This window comes from Bacillus sp. FS02 (assembly GCF_024398395.1).
GTDB lineage: Bacteria > Bacillota > Bacilli > Bacillales > Bacillaceae > Bacillus > Bacillus altitudinis.
In genome coordinates, this window is sequence record NZ_CP074101.1 from 3,175,953 (window position 1) to 3,193,218 (window position 17,266).

General features: G+C 42.7%; 18 protein-coding genes, 2 pseudogenes and 1 other annotated feature. Of the genes and pseudogenes, 18 read left to right on the plus strand and 2 right to left on the minus strand.

Translation table 11 applies throughout. The features are described from left to right. Nucleotides 1-75 precede the first annotated feature (75 nt). The 14 genes from KFQ09_RS16185 (at nt 76) to pheA (ending at nt 10,509) form a co-directional block, all read left to right on the plus strand. Nucleotides 76-1,095: a rod shape-determining protein gene (locus tag KFQ09_RS16185; protein ID WP_007501538.1), complete on the plus strand. Its 1,020-nt coding sequence runs from the start codon at nt 76-78 to the stop codon at nt 1,093-1,095. Between the two features lie 27 nt (nt 1,096-1,122). Next, complete coding sequence (gene mreC / locus KFQ09_RS16190; RefSeq protein ID WP_007501536.1) at nt 1,123-2,022, plus strand: rod shape-determining protein MreC; 900 nt, start codon at nt 1,123-1,125, stop codon at nt 2,020-2,022. Beyond that, nucleotides 2,019-2,537 (plus strand): rod shape-determining protein MreD, encoded by a 519-nt coding sequence (mreD, locus tag KFQ09_RS16195; protein WP_008342803.1) that lies wholly within the window; start codon nt 2,019-2,021, stop codon nt 2,535-2,537. Before mreC ends, mreD begins: the two co-directional genes overlap by 4 nt. A 54-nt stretch (nt 2,538-2,591) precedes the next feature. Then, nucleotides 2,592-3,275 carry a septum site-determining protein MinC gene (gene minC, locus KFQ09_RS16200; RefSeq protein ID WP_007501533.1) on the plus strand — a complete coding sequence of 228 codons (684 nt, stop codon included), beginning with the start codon at nt 2,592-2,594 and terminating at the stop codon, nt 3,273-3,275. A 2-nt stretch (nt 3,276-3,277) separates the two neighbouring features. Further along, nucleotides 3,278-4,081, plus strand: coding sequence for a septum site-determining protein MinD (minD, locus tag KFQ09_RS16205; protein ID WP_017358134.1), 804 nt, complete (start codon nt 3,278-3,280; stop codon nt 4,079-4,081). Between the two features lie 109 nt (nt 4,082-4,190). After that, nucleotides 4,191-4,982: a M23 family metallopeptidase gene (locus KFQ09_RS16210; protein WP_050827517.1), complete on the plus strand. Its 792-nt coding sequence runs from the start codon at nt 4,191-4,193 to the stop codon at nt 4,980-4,982. Continuing rightward, on the plus strand, nt 4,975-5,844 hold the full coding sequence (locus KFQ09_RS16215; protein ID WP_048001817.1) for a M50 family metallopeptidase: 870 nt from the start codon (nt 4,975-4,977) through the stop codon (nt 5,842-5,844). The genes KFQ09_RS16210 and KFQ09_RS16215 overlap by 8 nt, the downstream gene beginning before the upstream one ends. Nucleotides 5,845-5,910: 66 nt before the next feature. Continuing rightward, nucleotides 5,911-5,984: a sequence feature (ribosomal protein L21 leader region), on the plus strand. Nucleotides 5,985-5,996: 12 nt separating this feature from the next. Continuing rightward, on the plus strand, nt 5,997-6,305 hold the full coding sequence (gene rplU, locus KFQ09_RS16220) for a 50S ribosomal protein L21 (RefSeq protein WP_003216781.1): 309 nt from the start codon (nt 5,997-5,999) through the stop codon (nt 6,303-6,305). A gap of 14 nt (nt 6,306-6,319) precedes the next feature. Next, nucleotides 6,320-6,658: a ribosomal-processing cysteine protease Prp gene (locus KFQ09_RS16225; RefSeq protein WP_007501524.1), complete on the plus strand. Its 339-nt coding sequence runs from the start codon at nt 6,320-6,322 to the stop codon at nt 6,656-6,658. A 12-nt stretch (nt 6,659-6,670) separates the two neighbouring features. Continuing rightward, nucleotides 6,671-6,955, plus strand: coding sequence for a 50S ribosomal protein L27 (rpmA, locus tag KFQ09_RS16230; protein WP_003216586.1), 285 nt, complete (start codon nt 6,671-6,673; stop codon nt 6,953-6,955). Between the two features lie 256 nt (nt 6,956-7,211). Continuing rightward, a complete protein-coding gene (locus KFQ09_RS16235; RefSeq protein ID WP_008342792.1) occupies nt 7,212-7,805 on the plus strand; it encodes a sporulation initiation phosphotransferase B in 594 nt (197 codons plus the stop codon). 21 nt (nt 7,806-7,826) lie between these two features. Beyond that, entirely contained in the window at nt 7,827-9,113 is a 1,287-nt protein-coding gene (gene obgE / locus KFQ09_RS16240) for a GTPase ObgE (protein ID WP_007501521.1), read from the plus strand. A gap of 55 nt (nt 9,114-9,168) precedes the next feature. Continuing rightward, nucleotides 9,169-9,612 carry an ACT domain-containing protein gene (locus KFQ09_RS16245; protein ID WP_008342790.1) on the plus strand — a complete coding sequence of 148 codons (444 nt, stop codon included), beginning with the start codon at nt 9,169-9,171 and terminating at the stop codon, nt 9,610-9,612. Nucleotides 9,613-9,630: 18 nt separating this feature from the next. Beyond that, nucleotides 9,631-10,509, plus strand: coding sequence for a prephenate dehydratase (gene pheA / locus KFQ09_RS16250; RefSeq protein WP_017358133.1), 879 nt, complete (start codon nt 9,631-9,633; stop codon nt 10,507-10,509). 24 nt (nt 10,510-10,533) lie between these two features. Here the strand turns inward: pheA and KFQ09_RS16255 are convergent, their stop codons facing one another. Together KFQ09_RS16255 and KFQ09_RS16260 are read right to left on the minus strand one after the other, a co-directional pair. After that, on the minus strand, nt 10,534-11,073 hold the full coding sequence (locus KFQ09_RS16255; protein WP_048001815.1) for a transcription repressor NadR: 540 nt from the start codon (nt 11,071-11,073) through the stop codon (nt 10,534-10,536). 3 nt (nt 11,074-11,076) lie between these two features. After that, nucleotides 11,077-12,224 (minus strand): annotated as a pseudogene (locus KFQ09_RS16260) (IscS subfamily cysteine desulfurase). Between the two features lie 92 nt (nt 12,225-12,316). Between KFQ09_RS16260 and nadB the strand changes: the two are divergent. The 4 genes and pseudogenes from nadB to safA all read left to right on the plus strand — a co-directional run bounded on the left by nadB (nt 12,317) and on the right by safA (nt 17,149). Beyond that, the gene (gene nadB / locus KFQ09_RS16265) at nt 12,317-13,888 is read left to right on the plus strand and encodes an L-aspartate oxidase (protein ID WP_255835823.1); all 1,572 of its coding nucleotides are present in this window, start codon (nt 12,317-12,319) and stop codon (nt 13,886-13,888) included. After that, a pseudogene (nadC, locus tag KFQ09_RS16270) lies at nt 13,870-14,731 on the plus strand (carboxylating nicotinate-nucleotide diphosphorylase). The gene nadB and the pseudogene nadC overlap by 19 nt, the downstream one beginning before the upstream one ends. Next, nucleotides 14,718-15,827, plus strand: a complete 1,110-nt coding sequence (gene nadA, locus KFQ09_RS16275; protein ID WP_046527122.1) for a quinolinate synthase NadA — start codon at nt 14,718-14,720, stop codon at nt 15,825-15,827. The pseudogene nadC and the gene nadA overlap by 14 nt, the downstream one beginning before the upstream one ends. Before the next feature lie 131 nt (nt 15,828-15,958). Beyond that, complete coding sequence (gene safA / locus KFQ09_RS16280) at nt 15,959-17,149, plus strand: SafA/ExsA family spore coat assembly protein (RefSeq protein WP_060832479.1); 1,191 nt, start codon at nt 15,959-15,961, stop codon at nt 17,147-17,149. Nucleotides 17,150-17,266 lie beyond the last annotated feature (117 nt).

The following is a 17,266-nucleotide window of genomic DNA, read 5'->3' on the forward strand; positions in this document are numbered from 1 at the left end:
TGTTTTACGATATAATAGAGTTTATGAGTTTTTCCCTAAAGGGAATTTTGGTTTAAGAAAGGAAGATACATACATATGTTTGGAATTGGTACAAAAGACCTTGGAATAGATCTTGGAACAGCGAATACGCTTGTTTTTATTAAAGGAAAAGGCATTGTTGTGAGAGAACCTTCGGTCGTAGCTTTGGAAACTGATACGAAGTCTATAGTGGCGGTTGGAAATGACGCTAGAAACATGATCGGTCGTACACCTGGTAATGTTGTGGCACTGCGCCCAATGAAAGACGGAGTCATTGCAGACTACGAGACGACAGCAACAATGATGAAATATTACATTAATCAAGCATTAAAAGGTAAAGGGCTTTTTGCTCGTAAACCGTACGTGATGGTGTGTGTACCATCTGGTATTACAGCAGTAGAAGAGCGTGCAGTCATTGATGCAACAAGACAAGCTGGTGCTCGTGACGCATACCCTATTGAAGAGCCATTTGCTGCGGCAATCGGTGCTAACCTTCCTGTATGGGAGCCAACTGGAAGCATGGTTGTAGATATTGGCGGCGGTACAACAGAAGTAGCCATTATTTCACTTGGCGGTATTGTGACATCTCAATCGATCCGTGTTGCAGGAGACGAGATGGATGATGCGATCAGCAGCTACATTCGTAAAACGTATAATCTTATGATTGGTGATCGCACGTCAGAAGCAATTAAAATGGAAATCGGTTCTGCGCAGCCTGACGTACATGATGAGATGGACATTCGCGGCCGTGACCTTTTAACAGGTCTGCCAAAAACGATCTCTATTACGGCAGAAGAAATTGCAAAAGCGCTTCGCGATACGGTGGAAACAATTGTCGATGCGGTCAAAATGACACTTGAAAAAACGCCACCTGAGCTAGCAGCAGATATTATGGACCGTGGAATTGTGTTAACAGGCGGCGGTGCATTGCTACGTAATCTTGACAAAGTCATTAGTGATGAAACAAAAATGCCGGTCATTATTGCTGAAGATCCGCTTGACTGTGTGGCGATCGGAACAGGGAAAGCACTAGAACATATTCACTTGTTCAAAGGAAAATCTAAAGATAATCGATAATTGGGCGTAAATAAAGAGGTGTAAGACATGCCGCAGTTTTTTATGAATAAAAGATTAATGTTGCTCCTTGTCTGTGTCATCGTACTGGTGGCCATGATTGGTTTTTCAGTGAAAAGCGGCAGAGGTGCTTCATGGCCGGAAAAATTAGTGGGGGATACGACAGGCTTTTTTCAAGGTGTCTTTCATAAACCATCACAATTTATTGCCGGTATTTATGGGAACGTACAAGATTTAAAGAACACATATGATGAAAACGAGCGTCTTCGAAAAAAACTTGATGGACAAACCCAATATGAGGCGAAACTTCAAGAACTAGAAGATGAGAACAAAAAGCTTCGCAAGCAGCTCGGATATGTGAACTCTATTCGTGATTACACGCCCATTCTTTCAACAGTCATTGCGAGAAACCCGTCCCTTTGGGATAGTTTTGTCATGATTGATAAAGGGAAAAAACAAGGCGTTGAAAAAGATATGGCGGTCACCAATGAGAGTGGTGCGTTAATTGGGAAAATTGAAAGTGATAAGCTCAACAATTTTACGTCGACTGTAAGGTTGCTAAGCTCTACAGATCAAAATAATAGAATTTCAACGAAAATTTTTGCAAAAAAGGGCAAAGAAGAACTCAATGGAATTATTAACGGTTATGACAGCAAGAAAAAAATGCTGACAATGAACATTTTAAAATCCGATGCTGATGGGGATGTCAAAAAAGGAGATCTTGTTGAAACATCTGGAGCAGGGGGCGTATTCCCGCAGGGCTTGACGATTGGGAAGGTAAGCGAAATTGAGCCGGACCATTACGGACTGACAAAAATTATTTATGTAGAACCAGCTGCTGAACTCAATAATTTAGACCGCGTGATTGTTGTGAATCGCAGCACAAGTACGGCAGATGCATCTCAATTAACGAAGGAGGAAGGCTCGTGAAACGTGTCCTTCTTGCTTTCGTCATGTTGTTTATTTTCGTATTTGACAGTATTTTTGTCGATTTAGTGAAGCTCCCATTTGTTTCAGACAATCAAATTTTAGCACCTCATTTCATCTTACTCGCACTTGTATTTATGACAGCTTTTGTGAATCAAAAATATGGTGTGATTTATGGATTTATCTTTGGACTTTTATATGATATTTCGTATACAGGTATACTTGGTGTTCATATGTTTGGCTTTGGTGCGCTCTGCTATTTGTTAGCAAAAGCCTTCAAAGTCCTCCAAACGAATATGTTAGTCGTTGTCTTTCTATCGATGATTGCTGTTGCAGTGATGGAGTTTTATGTGTACGGCGTTCAAGCGACGATTCAACCAGGTATTATGCCTTTTAATACGTATGTCATCGAACGCTTTATTCCAACGATTCTTTTAAATACTGCTGCGTCTCTCATACTTGTTGTGCCGCTTAGGCTCTTTTTCATCAATGTGAAACAAGGACTGATCGACGAATAAAAGCAGGAGTTTGTCCAATTACGGCGAAATGAGTATGTTGTTGAGGTGAGCATCTTGAAAACTCAAAAACAGCAGTATGTGACAATAAAAGGTACAAAAAACGGATTAACATTACAGTTAAATGATGACTGTTCGTTTGAAGACCTTCTTTCTGGCTTGCGAGAGGTTCTTTTACTTGAGCAATATACAGACGGAAGAGAAGGACATAAAGTCAATGTGCATATTAAACTTGGTTTTCGATATTTAACAGAGGATCAAGAGGCGCGTTTAACTGAAGCGGTGTCTGAAAATGAACATCTCGTCATTCACTCTATTGAAAGTGACGTCATGTCAACTGAAGAGGCGAGACGTTTAAAAGCAGAGGCTGAGATTACTTCTGTAGCAAAAATTGTACGCTCTGGACAGGTGCTTTATGTCGAAGGGGATCTTTTATTAATAGGAGATGTCAACCCTGGCGGAACCATTCGTGCAGGGGGGAATATTTTTGTGCTCGGTGCATTAAAAGGTGTAGCGCATGCTGGATGTAATGGAAACAAACAAGCTGTGATTGCGGCATCTCATATGATTCCAACCCAGCTTCGCATCGCACAAGTGTTTAACCGTGCACCGGATCAAAAAGAAGATGGAAATGAAATGGAATGTGCTTATTTAGATATAGATGGCAATATGATCATTGAACGCCTGCAGCAATTGGCTCATATAAGACCTAATCTGACAAGGCTTGAGGGAGGAATGTGAAATTGGGCGAGGCTATTGTGATTACCTCAGGAAAAGGCGGCGTTGGCAAAACAACAACATCTGCAAACTTAGGCACAGCACTAGCAATTCAAGGGAAAAAAGTGTGTCTAGTTGATACCGACATCGGCCTTCGGAATTTAGATGTCGTGATGGGGCTTGAAAACCGCATTATTTATGATCTAGTCGATGTAGTAGAAGGAAGATGCAAGATTCACCAAGCGCTTGTGAAGGATAAGCGGTTCGAGGATCTTTTGTATCTTTTACCTGCTGCTCAAACAAGCGATAAAACGGCGGTAGAGCCGGAGCAGATCAAAGAATTAATTCAATCATTGAAACAAGACTTTGATTATGTTGTCATTGATTGCCCTGCTGGAATTGAGCAAGGCTTTAAAAATGCTGTATCAGGTGCTGACAAAGCGATTGTGGTCACGACACCTGAAATTTCAGCTGTGAGAGATGCAGACCGAATTATCGGCTTGCTAGAACAAGAGGATATTGAACCGCCTCGTTTGATTGTGAACCGCATTCGTACACACATGGCGAAAAATGGCGATTCGATGGATGTGGATGAAGTTGTCCATCATTTATCAATTGATCTTCTCGGCATTGTAGCCGATGATGATGATGTCATTAAGGCTTCAAACAATGGTGAACCGATTGTCATGGATGCTAAAAATAAAGTTTCCATTGCGTATCGCAATATTGCTCGCCGCGTACTAGGTGAATCTGTTCCTCTTCAATCCTTTGAAGAAGAAAACAAAGGGATGTTTGCAAAGCTGAAAGCATTTTTCGGTGTAAGAGCATAATGATTCACGTGAGATGAGACCGATTCGATGAGAATCGGTCTTTTTGTTGCATATCATATGAGGTCGCCACATAAAATGTACAAACTGTTTGTATGTAAAGGGTGATCTTATGAAAAGAGTGGACGAGTATCGAAAGAAAATAGCGCAGCGCCGCAAAATGAAGCAGCCAGCTGCTGCCCCTAAGAAGGCAGCTTTCAAGAAGAAAGATGATATTCCGCCATGGGTCATGTTAACAGAAGAAGAAAAGCATTCTGGCTCGGCTTCCTACGAGTCAACGTCTCACCAAACGAAAAAATTTCGCCATCCGTTATTTCATTCAAATACGTTTGTGCTTAAATGTTTACTTTCTGCCTCTCTTGTACTGATTGCCGCTATTTCATTTAAAGGGCAGGCGGGGCCTTTTCAGCAGCTGAAGCCGATGATCAGTCAAACCTTTGAACAAGATTTTCAATTTGCCGCCGCCAACCGGTGGTTTGAGAAAACTGTCGGAAACCCACTTGCCTTTTTAACCGATAGAAAAGAAGGGCAAAAGGACGTACAAGCCAATCAAGAACTGGCTGTCCCTGCCTCTGGAAAAGTACAGGAATCCTTCACGCAAAATGGTGCCGGAGTCAAAGTTGAAACATCTGCTGAAGCCATCGATAGTATGAAAGAAGGCTATGTCGTAGAAGTGAAAAAGAAAAGTGATACGGGGCTCACAGTCGTGGTGCAGCATGCAGATAACAGCTACAGCTGGTACGGCCAACTAAAAGAAGCTGATGTGGCTTTATACGATTTTGTCGATAAAGGGGAAAAAATTGGTCAAATTGCGCTTGATGAACAAGGCAAGGGGACATATTACTTTGCCATTAAGCAAAATGAACAGTTTATTGATCCCATTCAGGTGATGACCTTTGAATAGATGGCTGCTCATGCTGACAAAGGTCCATGTTCACCCGCTCCTTTGGATAGTCATGGCATTTGCCTTGCTATCAGGTCAAATTAAGCCGCTGCTTTGTCTGCTCATCATCGTCTGTGTCCATGAGCTTGGACATGCAGCGGCTGCTTGTTATTATCACTGGCGGATTCGGCGGATTTTTTTACTGCCATTTGGCGGGGCGGTAGAAGTAGAAGAGCACGGGAACCGTCCGCTAAAAGAAGAGCTGGCGGTCATTTTATGCGGACCGCTTCAGCATGTCCCGCTCCAGCTCGTCGCCTGGCTTCTCATGGAAGCCTCACTTATCTCATATGACGTCTTTACGATGTTTACTTTTTATAATGTAGCAATTTTTCTAGTGAACCTTTTGCCCATTTGGCCGCTTGATGGCGGGAAATTATTCTTTTTGCTCTTATCTGTTTTTTACCCTTTCCAACAGGCACATGCCCTTGCAATAAAAGGATCTCTCATTTTTTTCGGTCTTTTGACAGCAGGGTTACTCTGTTTTGCTCCGCTGCAATTCAACGGCTGGATCCTGCTCACTTTTTTAGCCTACTCGCTTGTGATGGAGCACCGGCAGCGGCATTATATTAGGGTACGTTTTTTACTAGAACGTTATTACGGTAAAAAAGAGCAAAAGGTAGAGAAACTCATTCCGCTGAGAGCCAGTGCTGAGGAGAAAATATATGAAGTGATGGCGCGATTCCAAAGGGGCTGTAAGCATCCCATTATTATCGAACGGAATGGTGTGAAAATGAGCCAGCTCGATGAAAATGAATTGCTCCATGCTTATTTTTCAGATCGAAGAACCACCTCTTCCATGGAAGATCTTCTTTTGCCGTACTAATGGTGAAAATACATTGACATTCAGCGTCTAATTTGATATATTTTTTAATGTTATGGATATGTAGCACCCGTGCTACAACCGCGCGGAGCAGGTGTAAAGTGCCTATTGGCCCCCTGTATTCGGCGAGTCTGAGTTTATTAGGAGGTGCAGAGATGTACGCAATTATCGAAACTGGTGGTAAACAAGTAAAAGTTGAAGAAGGTCAAACTGTTTATGTTGAAAAACTAGCTGCTGAAGCAGGTGAAACAGTTACTTTCGAAAACGTATTGTTTGTCGGCGGAGACACTGTCAAAGTGGGTAACCCTTCAGTTGCTGGAGCAACAGTAACGGCTAAAGTTGAAAAACAAGGTCGCGGTAAGAAAATTACTGTGTTCAAGTACAAACCGAAGAAAAACAACCACAAGAAACAAGGTCATCGTCAACCTTACACTAAAGTTGTTATCGAAAAAATCAACGCTTAAGGCGTGTGAGTGATATGATCAAAGCAACCATTACTCGGTCGCCAGCAGATGAAAGCATTACGTCTTTTCAGATGACTGGACATGCCGAGTTTGCTGAAAAAGGTCAGGATCTCGTTTGTGCAGGTGTATCTGCTGTTGTTTTCGGGTCAGTCAATTCAATTATTGCACTGACAGGAATGGATCCACTGCTTGATATTGGAGATGAAGGCGGGTATTTCTCTTTTGAACTGCCAGCTGATACAGATCCAGTCACCTTTGAAAAAGCCCAGTTGCTTTTAGAAGGCATGGTCGTTTCCTTAGAAACAATTGAACGAGATTATCACGATTATGTGAGAATATCTACAAAAAAATAGGAGGTGAACTTCATGCTTAGATTAGATCTTCAATTTTTCGCATCTAAAAAAGGGGTAGGTTCTACAAAGAACGGACGTGACTCTGAGTCTAAACGTTTAGGCGCTAAACGTGCTGATGGTCAATTCGTAACTGGTGGTTCTATCCTTTATCGTCAACGTGGAACGAAAATCTATCCAGGTGAAAACGTTGGACGCGGAGGCGACGACACTCTTTTCGCTAAAATCGACGGAACAGTTAAATTCGAACGTTTCGGTCGTGACCGTAAAAAAGTGAGCGTATATCCTGCGGCACAATAATTGCTAAAAACTCCGGTCATTGACTGGAGTTTTTTTCACTTTTACAAGCAGTACCGAAGATGATAAAAGAAGATGCACTCCATAAATATCAAAGAACGTTTGCTGACTTTGCCTCATTTTCTCCTATACGATCAGAAAAAACAACCTTTCCTCACATAACTAGTGTTTTTCTATGCTGTCTTCTCTGTTATAATTCAGGGAGACATATTGATGATAAGACTCCTAAAAGAGAGACCAAACGATTGGGAGTGCGATAATGGAAGAGATACCAAGTAAAGAAAATGAAAAATTAACTCACGTTGCATTAACAAATGAATTGATCTATCTGCTTAGTCGTTCAAGACACGACTGGATGAATAAATTGCAGTTAATCAAAGGCAACTTGACATTAGAAAAATATGACCGAGTGTTCGAAATAATAGAAGAAATGGTCATTGAAGCACAGCATGAATCCAAACTCTCAAATTTAAAAATTCCCCAATTGGCCTATTACTTTCTAACCTTTAATTGGGAGTCGCATTTTATCACCCTAGAATATGAAGTGCTTGGTGAAACCCGAGACTTATCAGCATATGAATCGCAGCTGCTAACGGTATCACGGGAGTTGTTTTCGATATTCGATCAATCAGTTTGCCAAAAAACTGAAAATCATTTAACGGTCACTTTCCAAACGGATCATGAAGAGAATGATGTGATCTTATATTTTGATTTCAAAGGAAAATTAACAAGTTTGGATGCGTTAAATGCGTTTCATGACGCAAACTATCCATGTATGAGTATAACGCAATTTCATGTGACGAATCATGAGTCCATGATTGAGCTTTGTTTGAGGCAAGAACGAGATATGTGATGCAGAGAAACGGAGGAAGTTATGTTTGTAGATCAGGTTAAAGTGTATGTTAAAGGCGGTGACGGCGGAAACGGTATGGTGGCGTTCCGTCGTGAAAAATATGTGCCAAAAGGCGGGCCAGCAGGCGGCGACGGCGGAAATGGTGCAGATGTAGTATTTGAAGTAGACGAAGGACTCAGAACGTTAATGGACTTTCGTTATAAGCGTCATTTCAAGGCGGACCGCGGTGAGCATGGAATGAGTAAAAACCAGCATGGCCGAAATGCGGAAGAAATGATTGTTAAAGTTCCGCCGGGTACAGTTGTGACAGATGCTGAGACGGAACAAGTACTAGCTGACTTGACAGAGCATGGACAGCGGGCTGTGATTGCCAAAGGTGGACGTGGAGGACGTGGAAATTCACGCTTCGCAACACCAGCAAACCCTGCACCACAGCTGTCTGAAAACGGTGAGCCAGGTAAAGAACGTGACGTCATCTTAGAATTAAAAGTACTTGCAGATGTTGGACTTGTTGGTTTCCCAAGTGTCGGGAAGTCAACGCTGCTTTCGATTGTCTCTTCTGCGAAACCAAAAATTGCGGATTATCATTTTACAACGCTTGTGCCAAACCTCGGAGTGGTTGAAACAGACGATAACCGAAGCTTTGTCATGGCGGATCTGCCAGGACTGATCGAAGGAGCGCACGAAGGTGTTGGCTTAGGTCATCAATTTTTACGCCACATTGAACGTACACGTGTCATTGTCCATGTCATTGATATGTCTGGACTTGAGGGGCGTGACCCATACGAAGATTACGTGACGATTAACGAAGAGCTTGAGCAATACAATATGAGATTGACAGAGCGTCCGCAAATCATTGTAGCGAACAAAATGGACATGCCGGATGCAGCTGACAATCTAGCGGCATTTAAAGAAAAATTAACAGATGACTATAAAGTGTTCCCAATTAGTGCGATCACAAGAGAAGGGCTTCGTGAGCTCTTATTTGAAATCGCCAATCAGCTTGAAACAACACCGGAATTCCCGCTCTACAATGAAGAAGAGCTCTCTGATAACCGTGTGATGTACAAGTTTGATGAAGGAGAAGCAGCATTTGAGATCTCAAGAGATCCTGATGGTACGTTTGTCTTAACTGGTAAAGCACTTGAGCGACTGTTTAAGATGACAGATTTCTCAAGAGACGAGTCAGTGAAACGATTCTCTAGACAGCTGCGCGGAATGGGCGTTGATGATGCCCTGCGTGAACGTGGTGCAAAAGATGGAGACATCATTCGTCTGCTTGAATTTGAATTTGAATTTATCGATTGATCAAAAGGAGGGTCCAGTTCATGGGCTCTCCCGTTTTTAAAAGGGGAGAAAACAGGTGAAAGAAGAAACGTTCTATTTAGTAAGAGAGGATGTACTTCCGGATGCGATGCGAAAAACGCTTGAAGTCAAAAAGCTTCTCGATCGCAAAAAAGCGGATTCAGTTGCCGATGCTGTTCAAAAAGCGGATTTAAGCCGCAGTGCTTTTTATAAATATCGAGATGCTGTTTTTCCATTTTATACGATGGTCAAAGAGCAGATCATCACATTGTTTTTCCACCTGGAGGATCGGTCTGGGGCTCTGTCTAGGCTGCTGCAAATTGTGGCTGACTCTGGCTGTAATGTGTTATCCATTCACCAAACGATTCCGTTGCAAGGAAGAGCGAATGTTACCCTGTCGATCAGTACGGCCGGCATGGCAGATGATATTAATACAGTCATGAATCAATTAAGAAAACTTGAATTTGTCGAAAAAGTTGAAATTCTAGGTTCTGGGGCGTAAAAGGAGAGATCATAGCAGATGAAGCAATTAACGGTAGGTTACTTTGGACCAGAGGCCACATTTACTCATTTGGCTGTCTGTTCTTGTTTTCCAAAAGATGCAGAGCAGCGGGCTTATGCAACCATTCCGCAATGTATGGATGCCGTGTCAAAGGGAGAAGTAGATTTGGCGGTCGTTCCACTTGAAAATGCACTCGAAGGATCTGTGAACTTAACGATTGATTATTTAATTCATGAGGACGCTTTGTCCATTGTGGGCGAAATGACAGCACCGATTCGCCAGCACCTGCTTGTCCATCCATCGAGAGCGGAGAGCTGGGAGACATTAGATGTGATTCAGTCACATCCGCACGCCATTGCGCAGTGTCATCAATTTTTGAAGAGACAGTTTCCTAATATCCCGCATCGGCCAGTGGAATCAACAGGCTATGCAGCGAAATACATCAGTGAGCATCCAGATGAAGCTGTTGGTGCGATTGCGAATGAAATCGCCGCAAAAACGTACGGATTGACGATTGCGAAAAAAGACATTCATGATTATCCGCACAATCATACACGTTTTGTCATTTTACATAAAGAGGCGAAGGCATCGTTCCCAATGAATTCTGGTTTTTCTTCAAAGCCAAAAACGACCATTGTTGTCAGCCTGCCAAAGGATGATCAGTCAGGTGCATTGCACCGTGTGTTATCAGCTTTTTCATGGCGGAATCTCAATTTGTCCAAAATTGAATCGCGTCCGACAAAAACAGGCCTTGGACACTATTTATTTATCATTGATATCGAAAAAGAGATGGATGATGTACTTGTCCCTGGCGCCATTCAAGAATTAGAAGCAATTGGCTGTGAAGTGAAACTACTCGGCAGCTATCAAACATATGAATTAACGAATGAAAAATAGTGTCCTCTTGGGGACACTATTTTTTTAGTCTTTAATGAGAAATCCAGCGTCATCAAGCGCTTGAATGGCTTGGTCAAGCTGCTTTTGGCTGTATGAAGTAAGGGTATGTAAGTGTACGCCGTCTGTCAGCTCTGATAAGTAGGAGGCGCCCGTATTAGAAATATGATGAACGAAGTCAGCCACTTGTTTGCGCGTACTCACTCGAATAGAGGCCGTCAGCTCCCCGTAGACAGGGTGCTCAATGATCACGTCTTTCACCGTTACACCGTAGTCTACAATCAGTGTCAGCTCCTCTTCTGTACGATGAGGATCGTGCTTGCAAGCGATAATCTGTTCAATTTCAGTTTCCGGTGTATGCTGCGCCATATACACATAGCCTTGGCTTGTGGCAATAATGGGTTCGTTTTTTGCTTTGAGTAATGAAATATCTTGTACAATGACTTGTCGTGAGACAGCGGCTTTTTTAGCTAAAAAACTTCCGGTGAGTGGTGTATCAGTCTCTTGTAGCCACTTTAAAATGGCGTTTCTTCTATCTTCGCCAATGAGTTTTCTCTCTTGTTCCACGTTTTATGCTCCTTTCTTCTCCTTTTGCAAGCTCTCAAATGTATGCAAAAGCTGATCGATGTCATCCTTTGATGATCCTCGTCCAAATGATAGTCGAATGAATTGAAGGGCATCACGATCTGATACATGTAATGCCTTCACAGCAGGGGAAGGGTGGTGATAACCAGAAGCGCACGCACTTCCTGTGGATATACAAATCCCATGCCGGTTACAAGCTAACATTACATATTGTCCTTCAAACCCTTCAAAAAAACAACCAATAATATGAGGCAGCGTGCGGCGCTGGTCACTTTCTTGCAGCATGCGGACAGGCAGCTGCCTTTTTTTTAGCTGCTGAAGAAAATAATCACGAAGCTGAATATCTAGCTGTTGCTGTTGATCTATTTTCAGCATGATTTGCTCGCTCGCAGCTACAAAAGCACCGATGCATGGCACGTTCACTGTCCCTGGGCGTAGACCATTTTCCTGAACAGTATGTTGATATATAGGCTTCCAAGGGACATGTGCTCCCATATAGACAGCACCGGCGCCCTTAGGTGCATACACTTTATGACTCGAAATGGAGAGGGCATCAACTCCAAGTTCTTTAATCGACACATGCATTTTTCCGAATGTCTGCACTGCATCTGTATGAAAAAGAATATCTCTTTCTTTTAAGAGCGTTGCTAATTCAGCTAATGGCTGAATAATCCCAGTTTCTGAGTTGGCATGCTGGATGGATACTAGTCCGGTTTCAGGCAATAGAGCCTGTTTGAGAATCTCCTTTGTGATAATTCCTTCTTGATTCGGTTCTATGATCGTCACCTTCACACCGAGACGCTGCAAGGCATTAACCGCATGATGAACGGAAGGGTGCTCTACTGATGTGGTAATGACATGCTGTTTATGTGGAGGTAGCCCATTTATGATCGATTGAATCGCGAGGATATTGGATTCAGTTCCGCCACTTGTAAAGTAAATACTATCAGGTTCGCCCCTAGAATCGCTGCAAGTGATTGTCTGCTATAAGCCAAGATTTCATTTGCTCTTCCTCCTGCATCATGCAGGCTGCTCGCATTTCCGTAACATTCTTTGCTCAACTGCTGAAATACATGCAGTGATTCCTCAGAAACAGGTGTAGAAGCTGCATAATCTAAATAAATCAAATCCATCCATCTCCTGTGTGAAAATTTTTTCTTGTATTTATTGTAGTGTTGTGTAATGATATGTGTCAAGACAGGTGTAAATGACAGGAGGGGCAATTGTGTCATCTATCAAAAAAGTCATTGTGGTGGGGTCAGGCATTGCGGCTCTTTCCTTTGTGAATACGATCTCAGAGAACTGCCAAGTCATTATGATGACAAAAAAACAATTTTCCTCTAGTAATTCCATGCTCGCACAAGGGGGAATTGCTGCAGCCTTTTCTTCACATGATTCTGTCGATCAGCATGTGCAAGACACTTTAGCTGCGGGGTGTGGTCACAATGATGACAAAACTGTACAGGAGATCGTCCGTCATGGAAAAGATCTTGTAAAGAAGCTCGTAGAAGAGGGTTGCCCATTTGATCGAGATGAAACGGGAATTCCGCAGTTAGGTAAAGAGGGAGCCCATACGACCCATCGTATTCTGCATGCAGGGGGAGATCAAACAGGAAAAACCCTCGTGCAGTTTTTGAAAGGGAAGCTCGGCTCACACATTCATGTATATGAAAACCATCATGTCATGGATCTATTAGTTCATGAAGGGGTATGTACCGGTGTCGTGTGGAAAGACGAAAAAGGTCATGTACATACAATGACCGCAGATGCAGTTGTATTATCCACTGGCGGCTGTGGGTCCTTATATGAAACAAACACAAATGATCCGTCTGTGACAGGAGACGGTCTGATGATGGCCTATCGCGCAGGGGCACAGCTAGTAGATCTCGAATTTGTGCAATTCCATCCGACCCTTTTGACCACTTCAGGTAAAGCGATCGGTCTCGTATCAGAGGCAGTCAGGGGAGAGGGCGCCTATTTAGAAGATGAATCAGGCAGGCGGATCATGGAAGGAATTCACCCGCAGAGCGATTTAGCGCCTAGAGATGTGGTGGCAAGGACCATTTTCCATGAGCAGCAACTCGGTCATTCCATTTATCTGAACATCCGTGATATTCCGTATTTTTCTGCACGTTTTCCTGCGATTGCTTCAATGTGTCAGCGTGCGGGAGTTGATATGGCAAGCGGAAGGCTGCCAGTTTCACCCGGTATGCACTTTTTAATGGGTGGAATTAAGGTGAATGAACATGGAGAAACAACAGTTCCATCACTTTTTGCCATTGGTGAAGCAGCTTGTACAGGTTTACACGGCGCCAATCGATTGGCAAGTAATTCGCTCTTAGAAGGTCTCGTTTTAGGAAACAACGCAGCACGGTATATTGAGCGGTTGCAAGCCCGGCAAGATAAAAACCTTGCTCCTTCCATTCAAGAAGTATGGTCTGTCCCAACGGTGTCACTGGCTCAGCTCAGAAAATGGATGACAGCATATGCCGCAATTGTGAGAGATGAGAAAGGCTTACAGACTTTGCTCGATCATTTAGAACAAGTCTCTTTTCAGCAAATCAATGTGAAGAATATCACAAATGAACAGATCGAAATAACGAATCAATGGGCTTTATCCATATGCCTTGTCAAATCCGCATTACTCCGAACAGAAAGCAAGGGTGGTCATTATCGCACAGATTATCCTAATCGGCACGATGCTTCGTGGCGAGCAAAACAGATTGTACATGAACAGGGCCATATTTACATCGTAAAAAATGAAAGGATTGGTGCCAAATGGAACGTTTACAGTTAAAGCAAATGCTCACTCATTTTTTAAAAGAAGATATTGGGTTTGGAGATGTATCCGCTGATGCCATCTTTGGAGACAAGAAAGGAACAGCTTACATCATGGCGAAACAATCAGGCGTATTGGCCGGGACACAAGTCATTGATATGGGATACAAACTGCTGAATGAACAAGTTCAAACTGAGCTGTTTTTCCAGGAAGGTGATTGGATTCATGAAGGGGCTGTACTGGCACAAATAACAGGCCCCGTCAACGACTTGCTGAAAGGGGAGCGGGTGGTGTTGAATATCCTGCAAAGAATGACAGGGATTGCTACACTAACGAATGAAGCAGTAGAGCGATTAGCTGATCCATCTATTACGATATGTGATACGAGAAAGACGACACCCGGTTTGCGCATGCTGGAGAAGTACGCAGTAAAAGTCGGAGGCGGAAAGAATCATCGTTTCGGCTTATCCGATGGGGTGATGATTAAAGATAATCATATTGCGGCTTGTGGTTCTATCAGGGAAGCTGTGGAGAAAGCAAGAGCATACGCCGGTCACATGGTGAAAATTGAAGTGGAAATTGAATCAGAAGCACAGCTGATGGAAGCCATTGAAGCCAAAGCAGATGTCATCATGTTTGACAACTGCTCTCCAGACGAAGTGAAGCGCTTTAAACAAATGACCCTGAAACCATATTGACAGAGGCATCAGGCGGCATCACGTTAGAGAATGTGGCTAACTACCGGGGACAGGTGTAGACCTTATTTCACTTGGATTCCTCACACATTCTGCTCCATCATTCGATTTTAGTATGAATATGGAATTCAGCCATAAAGGGGGAACGACTCATGTCCATGCTTGATGTGTTAGCAGCACAGCATACAGCCATGATGCCAGATGAATATAAACAGCGCACTTATGATGAAATGAAAGAGAAAGTATTAGAGATTAAACGCGCCTTTGGATCAAAGCTTTTTATACCGGGTCATCATTATCAAAAAGATGAAGTCATCCAATTTGCTGATGTGACAGGTGATTCATTGCAGCTTGCACAAATTGCTGCTGACAATCACGAAGCAGAATACATTGTATTTTGCGGGGTTCATTTTATGGCAGAAACGGCCGATATGCTATCAAAAAAGAATCAGCACGTCTTTTTGCCAGATATGAGAGCAGGTTGTTCAATGGCAGATATGGCGAATATGAAACAAACAGACAGGGCGTGGGATCAGCTCACTGAGCTGTTTGGAGATACGATCCTTCCGCTGACTTATGTAAACTCAACGGCTGATATTAAAGCATTTGTCGGCAAGCATGGCGGATCGACTGTCACATCTTCAAACGCTAAAAAAGTATTGGAGTGGGCGCTGACCCAAAAAGAGCGGATTCTTTTTCTACCTGATCAGCATTTAGGGCGTAACACGGCCTATGATTTAGGGATTCCGCTAGAGGAAATGGCTGTCTGGGATCAAATAGAAGAAAAGCTCATCACCGACCAACCGCTTCATCGAATCAAAATGATTTTATGGAAAGGTCATTGCTCTGTTCATGAGAAATTTACCATTGAGAATATTGAACAAACGAGAAAACGTGACCGTGACATACAGATTCTTGTTCATCCAGAGTGTACGCATGAAGTCGTAAAGGCATCTGATCTAGCTGGTTCAACGAAATTTATTATTGATACGATCAAGCAGGCACCAGCAGGAAGTAAGTGGGCCATTGGAACAGAAATGAATTTAGTGAAACGCATCATTGACCAGCACCCTGACAAACAAATCGAATCCCTCAATCCAGATATGTGTCCATGTTTGACAATGAACCGTATTGATCTGCCTCATCTACTATGGTCACTTGAAAGCATTGAAAAAGGGGAGCCGGTCGGTTTGATTCAAGTGAATGAAGAGACGACAAAAGAGGCATTGCTCGCTTTAAATAAGATGCTCACCATTAAATAATGAAGTGTCCCCTCCTATCAGAAAACAAGTTTTTATCATATCGGCTTGTAAATAGGCATAAATTTATGTTGAAACATATTGTACTTCTGACATAACCGCTACGTTCACGTTTTGCATAGGAGGGGAAAACGTTGAAAATTCATATTGTGCAAAAAGGAGACTCCCTTTGGAAAATTTCAAAGAAGTACGGAGTCGACTTTCAAGAATTGAAAAAATTAAATTCGCAGCTCAGTAATCCAGATTTGATTATGCCAGGAATGAAAATCAAAATTCCATCTAGTGGTGTTCCTGTAAAAACCGATCATCACAAAGCAAAAGAAATGCCAAAAGCAAAAGAACACCCGTATGTAAAAGAAAAGCCAAAGGATGTCGTGCAAGTTCAAGATACGAAGCCGAAGGAAAAGCCGAATGAACCGGTACCTTATGTGCCACCAGTACCAAAGATTGAACAGCCAGTTTTTCCACAAGTTGATGTAAACTATTATCAGACGAATCTCTACCAGCCATTCACGCCTCCTCCCAAAAAAGAACATCATGAGAAAAAAGATTACGTTCATGAAAAGAAAGATCATGTTCATGAGAAAAAGGATCATAAAGATCACAAGGACCATTTTCATCATGAAAATAAGGATCATTTCAAAGATGAAGTGGCAAAGGGATATGATCCATTCATTCATATCCCACATCAAAAAGAGGAGGGAAAAGATATGGAGCATAGTAATTACCCAAACCTTCCTAATTTCCCGCAAATGCCGAATGTTGGAGGGGCAGCAGTAGGGGGCATGGCTGAAAATAAAGAGCATCACCACCATCATCAAGAATCATATGATCCTTATTATGGTTATGGTCATTACATGCCAGCAATGTATCCATATCCGCAGCAAATGGTACCCGCTTCTCCTATTTTACCGGGATCAGGCCTTTGTTATCCAGTACAGCCGTATTATCACCATCACATGATGCCGTACCCTTATCCGGCGGCTCAGCCGTATTACCCTGCGTATCAAGCACCAGCTTATTACGGTGAAAATCACGAGCATCATGCAAACGATGGGCATCACTGGCACCACCATATGCATCCAAATGCAGGAGCGAATGCGAATGCCAATCAAGGCTTTTATCCAAACGCTCCAAATGAAGCATATGGCAAGGAAGACTGCGGATGCGATGATGGGATGAAGCATCATCAACCATGGCCTGGACATTATCCAAACCCTGTTCCATATGGTCAAATGGGTGCTTATCCAGCACAGCCTTATATGCAGCAGTCTTATCAAAACCCATCTGTTTTTGCAAGACCAGAAGAAGACGAAGAAGATTAATGACACAAGGGACGATCTCAATCGTTCCTTTTTTTGTTTATAACTGACAGCTTGTTTTTGTCCTCAACTGTACATGCTAAAACAGAGCCTGTTTTGCGCTCATGAGATTCAATTTGT